Source organism: Streptomyces sp. NPDC030838, assembly GCF_055572035.1.
The window spans coordinates 354,227-367,963 of the sequence record NZ_JBVIED010000007.1 but is presented as its reverse complement, the minus strand read 5'-3'; the positions used below and the strand labels follow the sequence as shown (position 1 = coordinate 367,963).

General features: G+C 71.4%; 12 protein-coding genes. 5 read left to right on the top strand and 7 right to left on the bottom strand.

Annotated features, from left to right (window positions below; genetic code table 11):
* Positions 1–49: 49 nt before the first annotated feature.
* Together ACZ42A_RS21090 and ACZ42A_RS21085 are read right to left on the bottom strand one after the other, a co-directional pair.
* On the bottom strand, positions 50–1,087 hold the full coding sequence (locus tag ACZ42A_RS21090; RefSeq protein WP_468528759.1) for a LacI family DNA-binding transcriptional regulator: 1,038 nt from the start codon (positions 1,085–1,087) through the stop codon (positions 50–52).
* Entirely contained in the window at positions 1,084–3,456 is a 2,373-nt protein-coding gene (locus tag ACZ42A_RS21085) for a glycoside hydrolase family 2 protein (protein ID WP_468528758.1), read from the bottom strand. The genes ACZ42A_RS21090 and ACZ42A_RS21085 overlap by 4 nt, the downstream gene beginning before the upstream one ends.
* Positions 3,457–3,613: 157 nt before the next feature.
* Here ACZ42A_RS21085 and ACZ42A_RS21080 point away from each other — a divergent pair, with 157 nt between their 5' ends.
* The 3 genes from ACZ42A_RS21080 to ACZ42A_RS21070 are packed head-to-tail and all read left to right on the top strand — an operon-like array spanning position 3,614 to position 6,698.
* The gene (locus tag ACZ42A_RS21080) at positions 3,614–4,924 is read left to right on the top strand and encodes an ABC transporter substrate-binding protein (RefSeq protein WP_468528757.1); all 1,311 of its coding nucleotides are present in this window, start codon (positions 3,614–3,616) and stop codon (positions 4,922–4,924) included.
* A complete protein-coding gene (locus ACZ42A_RS21075; protein WP_468528756.1) occupies positions 4,924–5,871 on the top strand; it encodes a carbohydrate ABC transporter permease in 948 nt (315 codons plus the stop codon). Before ACZ42A_RS21080 ends, ACZ42A_RS21075 begins: the two co-directional genes overlap by 1 nt.
* Entirely contained in the window at positions 5,868–6,698 is an 831-nt protein-coding gene (locus ACZ42A_RS21070) for a carbohydrate ABC transporter permease (protein WP_468528755.1), read from the top strand. The genes ACZ42A_RS21075 and ACZ42A_RS21070 overlap by 4 nt, the downstream gene beginning before the upstream one ends.
* A 72-nt stretch (positions 6,699–6,770) precedes the next feature.
* Here the strand turns inward: ACZ42A_RS21070 and ACZ42A_RS21065 are convergent, their stop codons facing one another.
* From ACZ42A_RS21065 to ACZ42A_RS21055, 3 genes are all read right to left on the bottom strand, one after another.
* Positions 6,771–8,060 (bottom strand): ribonuclease D, encoded by a 1,290-nt coding sequence (locus ACZ42A_RS21065; RefSeq protein WP_468528754.1) that lies wholly within the window; start codon positions 8,058–8,060, stop codon positions 6,771–6,773.
* Positions 8,061–8,234: 174 nt separating this feature from the next.
* A complete protein-coding gene (locus ACZ42A_RS21060; protein ID WP_003993737.1) occupies positions 8,235–8,897 on the bottom strand; it encodes a response regulator transcription factor in 663 nt (220 codons plus the stop codon).
* Positions 8,898–9,150: 253 nt separating this feature from the next.
* Positions 9,151–9,819, bottom strand: a complete 669-nt coding sequence (locus ACZ42A_RS21055; RefSeq protein ID WP_468528753.1) for a DUF3000 domain-containing protein — start codon at positions 9,817–9,819, stop codon at positions 9,151–9,153.
* 114 nt (positions 9,820–9,933) lie between these two features.
* Here ACZ42A_RS21055 and hemE point away from each other — a divergent pair, with 114 nt between their 5' ends.
* Positions 9,934–10,989 (top strand): uroporphyrinogen decarboxylase, encoded by a 1,056-nt coding sequence (hemE, locus tag ACZ42A_RS21050; protein ID WP_468528752.1) that lies wholly within the window; start codon positions 9,934–9,936, stop codon positions 10,987–10,989.
* Between the two features lie 4 nt (positions 10,990–10,993).
* Here hemE and ACZ42A_RS21045 read toward each other — a convergent pair whose 3' ends face one another.
* Positions 10,994–11,818 carry a rhomboid family intramembrane serine protease gene (locus ACZ42A_RS21045; RefSeq protein WP_468528751.1) on the bottom strand — a complete coding sequence of 275 codons (825 nt, stop codon included), beginning with the start codon at positions 11,816–11,818 and terminating at the stop codon, positions 10,994–10,996.
* 108 nt (positions 11,819–11,926) lie between these two features.
* Between ACZ42A_RS21045 and ACZ42A_RS21040 the strand changes: the two genes are divergently transcribed.
* Positions 11,927–12,187 (top strand): hypothetical protein, encoded by a 261-nt coding sequence (locus ACZ42A_RS21040; RefSeq protein WP_468528750.1) that lies wholly within the window; start codon positions 11,927–11,929, stop codon positions 12,185–12,187.
* Between the two features lie 86 nt (positions 12,188–12,273).
* On the opposite strand, the gene ACZ42A_RS21035 is transcribed toward ACZ42A_RS21040, so the two are convergent.
* On the bottom strand, positions 12,274–13,710 hold the full coding sequence (locus ACZ42A_RS21035) for an FAD-dependent oxidoreductase (protein WP_468528749.1): 1,437 nt from the start codon (positions 13,708–13,710) through the stop codon (positions 12,274–12,276).
* Between the last annotated feature and the right edge of the window lie 27 nt (positions 13,711–13,737).

Below are 13,737 nucleotides of genomic sequence, written 5' to 3'. Positions count from 1 at the left end.
GTGGGTCGAGCGGTGAAGGTCACATCAGCGTGTCTGCCCACGGAGGTGGCTATCCCCTCGGGGGAGCCGTCGACCCCCGAGGCGTCAGCACCGGCGTCGGCACCGGATGCGACCCCGCCCCGTCCCCCGTGATCACCCCGAACAGCGTCCGCGCCACATCCGCCCCGAACCCGTGCACATCATGGCTCATCGCGGACAGCGTCGGATGCGTCAGCCGGCACAGCTGCGAGTCGTCCCACGCCAGCAGCGACACATCGTCCGGCACCCGCAGGCCCATCTCCGCGGCCACCGACAGCCCCGCCACCGCCATGATGTCGTTGTCGTAGACGATCGCCGTCGGCCGGTCCGGCGCGGCAGCGGTCAGCAGCGACCGCGTCGCCCGCGCCCCCGCCTCCCCCGAGAAGTCGGTGGCGACCTGCCAGGCCCCGGCGAGCCCCAGCTCCCGCGCCGCCTCGTCGAACGCGGCGGTGCGCAGCGCCGTATGCCCGAAGGCGGCGGCGCCGCCGACCCGGGCGATACGCCGATGCCCCAGCGCGGCGAGATACCGCACCGCCTCGCCGACGGCCGTCGTGTCGTCGGTCCACACCGAGGTCAGCGAGCCGGTCAGCGACGGATGCCCGACGGCGACCACCGGCAGCCCGAGCCGCTCGGCGACCGGCACCCGGGGATCGTCCGCCCGGAAGTCGACCAGGATCGAGCCGCCGATCTGACGCCCCTTCCACCAGGACTCCAGCAGCCCGGCCTCCTCGTCCAGGTTCTTCACCAGCCGCAGCAGCAGCGAGCAGGAGTGCTCGGTCAGCACGCTCTCCACGCCCGAGACGAACTCCATGTAGAACGGCTCCAGGCCCAGCATCCGCGCCGGCCGGCAGATCGCCAGACCCACCACGTCCACCCGTGACCCGGCCAGCGACCGCGCGGTCAGATTGGGCGCCCAGCCCAGCTCGCGGGCGGCCCGGAAGATCCGGTCCCGGGTGGCCTCAGACAGCCCCGGCTTGTGGTTGAAGGCGAGCGAGACGGCACCCTTGGAGACACCGGCACGCGCGGCGACGTCCTTGATGGTGACGCGAGGACCATGAAGGGCTGTCATCGGGAGGGCTCCATGCAGTACAGGGCGGCCCGGGCGGCGCCCGCGTCGGGATTCTCCCAGCCCCGCACACCGATGGTCACCCGCTCCCCGGGCAGCAGCGTCACCAGCCCGCGGTCGGCCCGCGCCGCCGGGTCCAGCCGGTCGGCCTGGAGCAGCAGATCCCGTACGAGCGTCCGGGCCGTCACCTCGACACCGCCCGGCACCAGCGCGACCTCGAACTCCGGCCGCGGATAGGGGATCTCCCGGTCCGGCGCGGGAAAACGCAGGGCCCGCACCCCGTCCGCCTCCGCGACCAGGAATTCCTTCGGCCCGTTCGGCTCCAGCTCGCGCGGCACGGGCACCGGCTCCACCGCCCGCCGCCCGGCGGTGAAATCCACCTCCACCGAGCCCAGCACCTCCCCCTCCACCGACATCCGGCGCAGCGCCAGCGCCCCCGACCACGCCCGCCCGGCCTGGTTGACCACGGCCACCGCGAGTCCGCCGTCCCGCTCCTCCCGCACGGCCAGCAGCCGGTCCGCGTACAGCCGTTTCAGCTCGTGGTACAGCGGCTTCTCCCGACCGTCCCCGTCGATCGCCGCCCACGAGGTCACCGGCCAGCAGTCGTTGAGCTGCCAGACGACCGTGCCCGCGCACACCGGCCAGTGCGACCGCCAGTGCTCGATCCCGGCGGCGATCGCCCGGGCCTGGTTGACCTGGGTGAGGTAGTGCCAGCGGTCGAAGTCGCCCTCCGGGAAGGCGAAGTGCCGCTCCAGGCCGCGCCGCAGCTTGCCGTTGCCGTCCTCGGCCTTCTGGTGGTGCAGCATGCCGGGGGAGTCGGCGGCGAGCTCCTCGCCGGGCAGCGCCCGCCGCAGCGTGGCGTACGCGGGCGGCGCCTGCCAGCCGAACTCGGCGACGAACCGGGGCACGCTCAGCCGGTAGTCGGCGTAGTCCTCCCGGTTCCACACCTCCCAGGAGTGGTGGGTGCCGTGCGCCGGGTCGTTCGGGTGGTGCCGCCAGGAACCCGACCACGGGCTGCCCGCCGTGTACGGCCGCGTCGGATCCAGTTCGGCCACGATCCGGGGCAGGACGCCCAGGTAGTACCCCTCGCCCCAGGAGTCCCCGGCCAGCCGCCGCTCCCAGTCCCAGTCGCGGAAGCCCCACAGGTTCTCGTTGTTGCCGTTCCACAGCACCAGCGAGGGGTGCGGCATCAGCCGTACGACGTTCTCCCGGGCCTCGGCCTCCACCTCGCCGCGCAGTGGCTGCTCCTCCGGGTAGGCGGCGCAGGCGAACGGGAAGTCCTGCCAGACCAGCAGACCCAGTTCGTCGCAGGCGTCGTAGAAGTCCTCGCTCTCGTAGATCCCGCCGCCCCACACCCGGATGAGATCCACGCCCGCGTCGGCCGCCTGCCGCAGCCGCTCCCGGTACCGCTCACCGGTCACCCGGGACGGGAACACGTCGTCCGGGATCCAGTTGACGCCCCGCGCGAAGAGGCGTTCGCCGTTGACGACGAGGGTGAAGCCGGTGCCGTGCGCGTCGGCCGAGGTGTCCAGCCTGAGGGTCCGGAACCCGATCCGCCGCCGCCAGACGTCGAGCCGGTCGGTGCCGTGCAGCAGGGTCAGCTCGACGTCGTACAGCGGCTGTTCGCCGTAGCCGCGCGGCCACCACAGCGCGACGTCCGGCACCCGGAGTCGTACGACCCCTGCCGTGCCGTCGATCTCGGCGCGCGCCACCGCCCCGCCCACCCGGGCCTCGACGGCGAGGTCCGCCTCGACCCGGCTCCGCTCCACGTCGAGCCGCAACTCCACCACACCGGTGCCGTCCTCCACGGTCACCAGCGGGCGGACGCGGGCGATCCGGGCCGTCGACCAGCGCTCCAGGCGCACCGGCCGCCAGATGCCGGCCGTGACCAGGGTGGGCCCCCAGTCCCAGCCGAAGGAGCAGGCCATCTTGCGCAGGTACTGGTACGGCTCGGTGTACGCGGCCGGGCGCTCGCCCAGCTGTCCCCGTACGGCCTCGGCCTCGGCGTAGGCGGAGGCGAACCGGACCGTCAGCCGACCGGCGAGGCCGGTGACGTCGAAGCGGTGCGAGCGGTGCATGTTCCGCACCCGGCCCAGGAGTTGTCCGTCGAGCCGGATCTCGGCGACCGTGTCCAGGCCGTCGAAGACGAGGTCGGTCTGCTCGTGCGGGGAGCGGGCGTCGAGGTCCCGCTCGTACGTCCACTCCCGCCGGCCCACCCAGGCCACCTCGGTCTCGTTCCGGCCGAGGAACGGGTCCGGGATCACCCCGGCGGCCAGCAGATCGGTGTGCACGCACCCCGGCACGGCGGCCGGAACCGAGGCCCCCTCGTGCCGCAGGATCCAGCCCTCGTCGAGCGGTGTGGCCTCCAGCATGCGCACTCCCTAAACCGGTCGAGCTCCACAACGGGACACGATTTAACAACCTTGGCGAGATAGAGACTTTACCGGTTAAGAAAGCGCTGTCAGAGTGCCGAATCAGCCAACCCCAACCCGCACGTGCTCGTCCGTCCCGTGAACGGAGCTGATGCACATGAACCGCCGCACCACCCTCGCCCTCGCCGCAGCCGCCCTGCTGCTCTCCGCGTGCACCGGCACGGGAGGCACGTCCCGGGGCGCGGACGCCGAGGCACCCGACGACCCGTCGAAGGTCAGTGGAACCATCACGGTCCTCACCGTGCGCACCGACCTCGTGCAGGACGGCACGATGGACCAGTACGCCGCCGAGTTCAACAAGACCTATCCCAAGGTCAAGGTGAAGTTCGAGGCCCTCACGAACTACGAGGCCGAGGTCAAGATCCGGATGAACACGGAGAACTACGGCGACGTCCTGCTGATCCCCGCGGTGATCGAGAAGGACGACTACCCGAAGTTCTTCGCCTCCCTCGGCACCCAGGAGGAGCGCGGCAAGAAGTACCGCTTCACCGACTTCACCACCGTCGACGGCAAGGTCTACGGGCAGAGCCCGGTCGGCGTGTCCCCCGGCTTCGTCTACAACAAGCGCGTCTGGAGGGAGGCCGGGATCACCGAATGGCCCACCACCCCGGCCGAGTTCCTCGCCGGTCTGAAAGCCATCAAATCCAAGACGGACGCGATCCCCTACTACACCAACTTCGCCGCCCAGTGGACCCTGACCGGCTGGACGTCCGTCAACGGCTCCGTCGGCTGCGACCCCGACGCCACCACCAAGCTCGCCGAGGGCAACCCCTGGGCCGAGGGCGCCGATCTGCGCGTCGGCGACACCCTGCTGCACGACATCGTCCACCAGGGCCTCGCCGAGAAGGACCCGACCACCACCAACTGGGAGGCCTCCAAGGCCCGGCTGGCCAAGGGCGAGATCGCCACCCAGTGGCTCGGCACCTGGGCCCTCGTCCAGTTCCAGGACGCCGCGCGCAAGGCCGGGGCGAACCCCGACGACATCGGCTTCATGCCCTTCCCGGCCCAGGTGAACGGCCAGTTCTGCGCGGTCGTCGGCCCCGACTACAACCAGGCCGTCAACGTCCACTCCGACCACAAGGAGGCGGCCCGCGCCTGGATCGACTGGTTCACCGACAAGTCCGGCTACGTCGAGGACAACCTCGCCATCTCCCCGCTCCACGACGCACCCCTGCCCGACGTGCTGAAGCCCTACGAGGAGCAGGGCGTGAAGTTCATCGAGGTGCACGACGCCCAGGGCGCCATCGTCAAGCAGATCGACAACGAGTCCGAGATCGGCATCTTCAAGCCCGACTACCGCCAGGACCTCGTCGACCTCGCGCGCGGCGCCCGCGACGGCGACCTGGACGGCTTCCTCGACGACCTCGGCAAGCGCTGGACCGAGACGCGGAAGGCCCTGGGGTCCTGATGGCGCACACCACCGAGAAGGCGCCCGACAGGGCCGCCGTCGCACCGCCCTCGCCACAGCCGGCCCCGGCCCCCCGCCGGGCCCGCCTGTGGCGGGGCGTCACCCCCTGGCTGTTCCTGCTGGCCCCGCTCGCGCTGCTGATCACCTTCACCTACGCGCCGATCGCCAACATGGTGGCCTACAGCTTCACCGACTGGGACGGCGTCAGCCCCGAGCTGAGCTGGACCGGCGCCGGGAACTACGCGGAGATCTTCACCCGCGAGGACCTCGTCCAGGTCTTCTTCGTCTCCGGCTACTACCTCGCCGCCTCCGCGGTGCAGATCGTCGCCGCCCTCTACTTCGCCACGATCCTGAGCTTCAACGTCCGCTTCCGGAACTTCTTCAAGGGCGTGCTCTTCTTCCCGTACCTGATCAACGGGGTGGCGATCGGCTTCGTCTTCCTCTACTTCTTCCAGGACGGCGGCACCCTCGACTCGGTGCTCGGCCTGTTCGGCGCGGACCCCGACCACGCCTGGCTGGGCGACCCCACCTCGGCGAACACCTCCCTCGCCGGCGTCTCGGTCTGGCGCTACCTCGGCCTCAACTTCGTCCTGTTCCTCGGCGCCATCCAGTCCATCCCGGGCGAGCTGTACGAGGCGGCCGAACTGGACGGGGCGAACCGCTGGCAGCAGTTCCGCCACATCATCGCGCCCGGCATCAAACCGGTCCTGACGCTGACCGTGATCCTGTCCGTCTCCGGCTCGCTGTCCGCCTTCGAGATCCCGTACATCATGACCGGCGGCGCGACCGGCACCGAGACCTTCGTGATCCAGACCGTGAAGCTGGCCTTCCAGTTCAACAAGACGGGGCTCGCCTCCGCGGCGGCCGTCGTGCTGCTGCTGATCATCCTGCTGGTGACCTGGGTACAGCGGCGCCTCGTTCCCGACGAGAGGGTGGACCTCGTATGACCCGCCGCGTGGTGGCCCGCGCCCTGGTGTACCTGTCGCTGATCGCCGCGACACTCGTCGTCCTGCTGCCGCTGACCGTGGTCCTCCTGACCTCCCTCAAGACGGAGGAGGAGATGGCGGACGACAGCGGCGCGCTGACGCTCCCCGACAGTCTCCTGAACTTCGCCAACTACGTGACGGCGTTCCAGGACGGCCGGATGCTCTCCGCGCTCGGGAACACGGCCTTCATCCTGCTCTTCGCCATCGGCGGCACCGTGCTGATCGGCTCTATGACGGCGTACGCGATCGACCGATTCCGCTTCCGCTTCCGGAAACTGGTGCTGGCGGCCTTCCTGGTCGCCGCGCTGGTCCCCGGGGTCACCACCCAGGTCGCGACCTTCCAGATCGTGACCAGCCTCGGGATGTTCGACTCCCTCTGGGCGCCGATCGCCCTCTACATGGGCACGGACATCGTCTCGATCTACATCTTCCTGCAGTTCGTCCGGTCCATCCCGGTCTCCCTGGACGAGGCGGCCCGCCTCGACGGCGCCAACGCCTTCACGATCTACCGAAAGATCATCTTCCCGCTGCTGAAGCCGGCGATCGCCACGGTCGTCATCGTGAAGGGGATCACCGTCTACAACGACTTCTACATCCCCTTCCTCTACATGCCCTCCGAAGACCTTGGCGTGATCTCGACGTCCCTCTTCCGCTTCCGCGGCCCCTTCGGCGCCCACTGGGAAACGATCTCGGCAGGAGCGGTCCTGGTGATCCTCCCCACGCTGATCGTCTTCCTGCTGCTGCAGAGGTTCATCTACAACGGCTTCATGAAGGGAGCGACCAGGTGAGAGTTCTTCAGGGGCGCGGGGAACTGCGCGAACAACCACAGAAAACCCGCACCCGCCGAACGAGAGGAACCCCTACGGCGCTTTGGCGGACAACGCCTCAACCAGCACCGGCACGACCAGCGCAACCTGCCACGGCCGAGCCCCATACGCCACCAGCGCCTGGGAAACGCCCTCCGCGTCAACACGCTGAGGCGGCTCCCAGCAGACGCGCCGCACCGCATCCGGGGCGATCAGGTTCTCCTGAGGCAGATTGAGCTCCTCGGCCAGCGCGGTGACCCCCGCACGGGCGGCGGACAGCCGGGCGGCGGCCGCGGGGTCCTTGTCCGCCCACGCCCGCGGCGGCGGAGGCCCGGTCACCGCCTGTCCGGGCTGCGGCAACTGCCCGTCCGGCAAGGACTTCGCCCGGTCCACGGCCGCCTGCCACTGCTCCAGCTGCCGCCGCCCCATCCGATGCCCGAACCCGCTCAACGCGGACAGGGCGTGGACGTTACCCGGAAGAGAGAGCGCGGCCTCCACAATGGCCGCGTCCGACAGCACCTTGCCCGGCGACACATCCCGCCGCTGGGCGATCCGGTCCCGCGTCTGCCACAGCTCGCGTACGACAGCCAGCTGCCGCCGGCGCCGGACCTTGTGCATACCGGAGGTACGCCGCCAGGGATCCTTGCGGGGCTCGGGCGGCGGAGCCGAGGCGATCGCGTCGAACTCCTGCTGGGCCCACTCCAGCTTGCCCTGCCGGTCCAGCTCCTTCTCCAGCGCGTCGCGCAGGTCGACCAGCAGCTCGACGTCGAGGGCGGCGTACCGCAGCCAGGGCTCGGGCAGCGGGCGGGTGGACCAGTCGACGGCGGAGTGGCCCTTCTCCAGGACGTAGCCGAGGACGTTCTCGACCATGGCGCCGAGGCCGACGCGCGGGAACCCGGCGAGCCGTCCGGCCAGCTCGGTGTCGAAGAGCCGGGTGGGCACCATGCCTATCTCGCGCAGGCAGGGCAGGTCCTGGGTGGCGGCGTGCAGCACCCACTCGACGCCGGACAGCGCCTCGCCCAGGCCGGACAGGTCGGGGCAGGCGACGGGGTCGATGAGCGCGGTGCCCGCGCCCTGGCGGCGCAGCTGCACCAGATAGGCGCGCTGGCCGTAGCGGTAGCCGGAGGCGCGCTCGGCGTCGACGGCGACGGGGCCGGAGCCTGCGGCGAAGGCGGCGATCACCTTGGCGAGGGCGGCCTCGTCCGCGATCACGGGCGGAATGCCCTCACGCGGCTCCAGCAAAGGGATCGGCGCCTCCGTAGCAGAAGATCCGCCGTCGTCCGGAGGAGCGCCTCCGGTGGTTCGCAGTGAACTGTCTGCTGCGGTGTCGTGGGCGTCGGTCACCTGTCAAGGGTATCCGTGGATGCACGGAGCCCGTCGACGGAACGTTCCGTCGACGGGCACCCGAGGGTCGTAAACCGGTCAGGTCGGGGAAACGGCGGGGTTCACGAGCCATCGGGACGTGGGCGGGATCAGCGGCCGGTCCCGTACACGTCGGTGGGCGAGGCGGGGGCGGGGTCAGTGGATGATGCCGGTGCGCAGGGCCACGGCGACCATGCCGGCCCGGTCGCCCGTGCCCAGCTTGCGGGCGATGCGGGCGAGGTGGCTCTTGACGGTCAGTGCGGACAGGCCCATCGAGACGCCGATGGCCTTGTTGGACTGCCCCTCGGCGACCAGCCGCAGCACCTCCACCTCGCGGCCGGACAGCTCGCGGTAGCCGCCCGGGTGGCTCGGAGCACCCGGGGGGCGGCGGTGCAGGCGGGCGGCGGCCGCGCCGATGGGGGCGGCACCGGGCCGGGTGGGGAGCCCGACGTTGGTGCGGGTGCCGGTGACGACGTAGCCCTTCACACCGCCCGCGAGGGCGTTGCGCACGGCGCCGATGTCGTCGGCGGCGGACAGGGCGAGCCCGTTGGGCCAGCCCGCGGCGCGCGTCTCCGACAGCAGGGTCAGGCCGGAGCCGTCGGGCAGGTGGACGTCGGCGACGCAGATGTCGCGGGGGTTGCCGATGCGGGGACGAGCCTCGGCGATGGACGACGCCTCGATCACGTCGCGCACACCGAGCGCCCACAGATGGCGGGTGACGGTGGAGCGGACGCGCGGATCGGCGACGACGACCATGGCGGTGGGCTTGTTCGGGCGGTAGGCGACCAGGCTTGCGGGCTGCTCGAGGAGAACGGACACCAGGCCTCCTGGGGTGCGGGACGGCTTTGAAGGTCACAGTCGTCTTCGGCAGCAAACCCGGAGGGCTTTAGGGAATGATCACGATCTAGTGAGTAGCAATCGGTGCAATTCGGACACGCGGTCGATCGTTCGGTGAACGAATCGGTTCGTTCGAGTGACGACTCCTGATTGAAAGTGGCCGTATCGACAAAGTGACGGTCGGCGAGGAGCGCCGACCGGGGGACCGGCGGCAGAGGAGTCTTGGCGCGAGGTCTCAGCGCGACTGCGGGCCCCGCCGCTGCGGCAGCGTCACCACCGACGCGTCGCCCGGACCGGCCGGCGGCAGCCCCGCCACCTGCGCCAGCAGATCGCACCAGGACGCCAGATGCGCCGCCGTCTCCGGGACGCCGCCCAGGCCCTCCCGGGGCGTCCAGGAGGCCCGGATCTCGATCTGCGAGGCGGCCGGACGCGCCGCCAGCCCGCCGAAGTAGTGGGAGCTCGCCCGGGTGACCGTGCCGCTCGGTTCGCCGTACGCCAGCCCGCGCGCCTGCAGCGCCCCCGTCAGCCAGGACCAGCACACCTCCGGCAGCAGCGGATCGGCCGCCATCTCCGGCTCCAGCTCGGCGCGCACCAGCGTCACCAGCCGGAAGGTGCCCCGCCAGGCCTCGTGCCCGGCCGGGTCGTGCAGCAGCACCAGCCGGCCGTCGGCCAGATCCTGCTCGCCGTCGACGACCGTCGCCTCCAGGGCGTACGCGTACGGCGCGAGCCGCTGCGGGGCCCGGGTCGGCTCGACCTCCACCTGCGGGCGCAGCCGCGCCGACCGCAGCGCGTCGACGGCGGCCCGGAAGACCGGCGGAGCCGTCTCGCCCGTATGCAGATCCTTCTCCTTCGGGTCGTCCATTCCGCCAGCGCCGTCCGACAGTCGTCCCTGAGCCGCAGCCATGCGGGGAAGATTAAGCGGAACGGGCGCCCGGCGCAGGGAGAGACACCCCGCCGGTCGCACCGGTGTGCGCAGGGCCCGGCCGGTGCCGTCAGCGCGCCGTGCGAAACTTGCCCCGTGAGTGCCAACCAGACGCAGCCTTCCGCGACGTACGACTCCGCCTTCCTCAGGGCGTGCAGGCGCGAACCCGTGCCGCACACGCCCGTGTGGTTCATGCGGCAGGCCGGGCGCTCGCTGCCCGAGTACCGCAAGGTCCGCGAGGGCATCCCGATGCTGGAGTCCTGCATGCGGCCCGAGCTGGTCACGGAGATCACGCTCCAGCCGGTGCGCCGGCACGGGGTGGACGCGGCGATCTTCTTCAGCGACATCGTCGTCCCGCTGAAGGCCATCGGCGTCGACCTCGACATCAAGCCGGGCGTCGGCCCGGTCGTCGAGCGCCCGATCCGCTCCCGCGCGGACCTGGCCCAGCTGCGTGACCTCACCCCTGAGGACGTCTCCTACGTCACCGAGGCGATCGGGATGCTCACCCGTGAGCTGGGCGGCACCCCGCTCATCGGTTTCGCGGGCGCCCCGTTCACCCTCGCGAGCTACCTCGTCGAGGGCGGCCCGTCGCGCACGTACGAGAACGCCAAGGCGATGATGTACGGCGACCCCGAGCTGTGGGCCGACCTGCTCGACCGCCTCGCGGACATCACGGCCGCCTTCCTGAAGGTGCAGATCGAGGCGGGAGCCTCGGCGATCCAGCTGTTCGACTCCTGGGCCGGCGCCCTCGCCCCCGTCGACTACCGGCGCTCCGTGCTGCCCGCCTCGGCGAAGGTCTTCCAGGCCGTCGCCGGCTACGGCGTCCCGCGCATCCACTTCGGCGTCGGCACCGGCGAGCTGCTCGGCCTCATGGGCGAGGCCGGCGCGGACGTGGTCGGCGTCGACTGGCGCGTCCCGCTCGACGAGGCCGCCCGCCGGGTCGGCCCGGGCAAGGCGCTCCAGGGCAACCTCGACCCGACGGTCCTCTTCGCCCCGCAGTCGGCGGTCGAGGCCAAGACCCGCGAGGTGCTGGACGCGGCGGCCGGCCTGGAGGGGCACGTCTTCAACCTCGGCCACGGCGTCATGCCGTCCACCGACCCGGACGCGCTGACCCGCCTGGTCGACTACGTCCACACGCAGACGGCGCGCTGACCGCTCACCACGTGTGCCGGGGCCGGGCCTGCCTGCCGAAGAGCAGGCCGCGCGGCTCCGGCGGCGGCGGGGTGCCCGGCTTGAGCGGCCAGGCGAGCAGCATGCCGACGAGGAAGCCGACGATGTGCGCCGCGTACGCGACGGTGCCGGCGTCGGCGACACCCTCGCCGGAGGAGTACACCGCCTGCAGCCCGAACCAGAAGCCCAGCACCAGCCAGGCCGGGAGCCTGAGCGGCAGGAAGATCAGGAACGGCACGAGGACCCACACCCGGGCCTTCGGATACAGCACCAGATAGGCGCCGAGGACCCCGGCGATCGCCCCGGAGGCGCCGATCAGGGGTTCGCCGGAGTCGTCGTTGAGGAGCGCGAAGCCGTACGTCGCCGCGTAGCCGCAGGCGGCGTAGAAGAGCGCGAAGCGCACATGGCCCATGCGGTCCTCGATGTTGTTGCCGAAGATCAGCAGGAACAGCATGTTGCCGATCAGGTGCAGCCAGCCGCCGTGCAGGAACAGCGCGGTCAGCACGCTCAGCTCCGGCGACTTGGCGTAGTCCGGCGGACCGACGACACAGCCCGGCCCCTCCGGGCCCACCGCGGTCTGGCCGGTCGGCACCAGCCGCGGCATCTGGTGATGGATCAGCTCCTGCGGCACGGCCGCGTACTGCTCCAGGAACGCGTACAGATGGCACTGCTGGGCGAGGGCGGTGTCCCCAGCCACGGAACCGGCCAGGCCGGGCATGAACACGAACACCAGCACGTTGGCGGCGATCAGCGCGTACGTCACCCAGGGCGTGCGGCGCGCCGGGTTCACGTCATGGACGGGGATGACCACAAGGGAGTACTGCCCGGGATGCGGGCGGCGAATACGCCTGAACGGTGCGGTTCAGGCGTCCGTATGTTCCGGCGACCGTCTCTGCCGCGACGACGTGAGGAACAGGCGATGAGTGACCGTGTGACCCCTCCGATGCACGCCCTGCCCGACGGCGAGGCGGAACTCGCCCTCGTCATCCGGCTTCCCTGGGAGGACGTGGCCCGGCTGGGCCAGGAGGCGGGGCGGCTGGCCGCGCAGATGCAGCGGCCGGTGACGTTGGATGAGGCGGTGAGTCATCGGTTGCGTTCCGCGCGGGTGCCTGCGGCGCATGCGAGGCCTGAGCAGGCGGCCTCCGTGGCTTCTCTGCCCAGGGTGAGCGGGACGGCTTAGGCCCGTTGCGGGGTGCGGGTTGAGTGTGGCTGGTCGCGCAGTTCCCCGCGCCCCTACTGGCCGCACCCGGCGATGAAATCGCACCCCTACGGCGCTTCCCGTACCTTCCCCGCCGCCTTTCGTGCAGCGACGAGCACCGGGTCCCACACCGGTGAGAACGGCGGGGCATAGCCAAGGTCCAGGTTGATCACCTGGTCCACGGTCAGCCCGGCGGTCAGCGCCACCGCCGCGATGTCGACGCGTTTGCCCGCACCCTCCCGGCCGACGATCTGGACGCCGAGGAGGCGGCCGGTGCGGCGTTCGGCGAGCATCTTCACGGTCATGGGGGAGGCGCCGGGGTAGTAGCCCGCGCGGCTGGTGGACTCGATGGTGACCGTCACGTACTGGAGGCCGGCCCGGCGCGCGTCCTTCTCGCGCAGGCCGGTGCGGGCGATCTCCAGGTCGCAGACCTTGCTGACGGCGGTGCCGACGACACCGGGGAAGGTGGCGTAGCCGCCGCCGACGTTCGTGCCGATGACCTGGCCGTGCTTGTTGGCGTGGGTGCCGAGCGCGATGTGCCTCTCCCGCCCGGAGACCAGGTCCAGCACCTCCACGCAGTCGCCGCCGGCCCAGATGTCCTCGTGGCCGCGCACCCGCATCGCCAGGTCGGTGAGCAGCCCGCCGTGCTCGCCGAGGGGCAGTCCCGCCGCGCGGGCGAGCGTGGTCTCCGGGCGGACGCCGATCCCGAGGACCACCACGTCCGCCGGGTACTCGGCGTCCTCCGTGGCCACCGCGCGGACCCGGCCTCCCCCAAGCTCTCGGCTGCGCTCGAGCAGGGAGGTACCCCCATCCCCGGTGAGGATCTTTGTCACCTCGGCGTCGTTCACCATGGTGATGCCCATGCCCGTCATGGCCTCGTGCACCAGGCGGCCCATGTCGGGGTCGAGCGTGGACATCGGCTCGCTGCCCCGGTTGACGACCGTGACGTCGTAGCCGCGGTTGATCAGGGCCTCGGCCATCTCGACGCCGATGTACCCCGCCCCGACGACCACCGCGCGGCGGCCACGCGTGCGCGTGAGGGTGTCCAGGAGGGCCTGCCCGTCGTCGAGGGTCTGCACCCCGTGGACTCCGGGCGCGTCCACGCCGGGCATGTCGGGCCGGACCGGCCGCGCCCCGGTGGCGATCACGAGATGGTCGTACGACGTCCAGGACTCGGCACCGGAATCGACGTCACGCGCGCGTACCCGCCGCCCGGCCGTGTCGATCTCCGTGACCTCCGTGCGCAGCCGCAGGTCGATGCCGCGGGCCCGGTGCTCCTCCGGGGTCCGGGCGATCAGCTGGTCGCGCTCGGGGACGTCACCGCCCACCCAGTACGGGATGCCGCACGCCGAGTACGAGGTGAAGTGGCCGCGCTCGAACGCCACGATCTCCAGCTCGTCGGATTCCCTGAGGCGGCGTGCCTGGGACGCCGCGGACATCCCCGCGGCGTCACCGCCGATCACCACCAGACGCTGCCGGGCACCCCGCGTACGGCTCATGTTCATGCGAACACGCTACGAGGGCCCGGCATT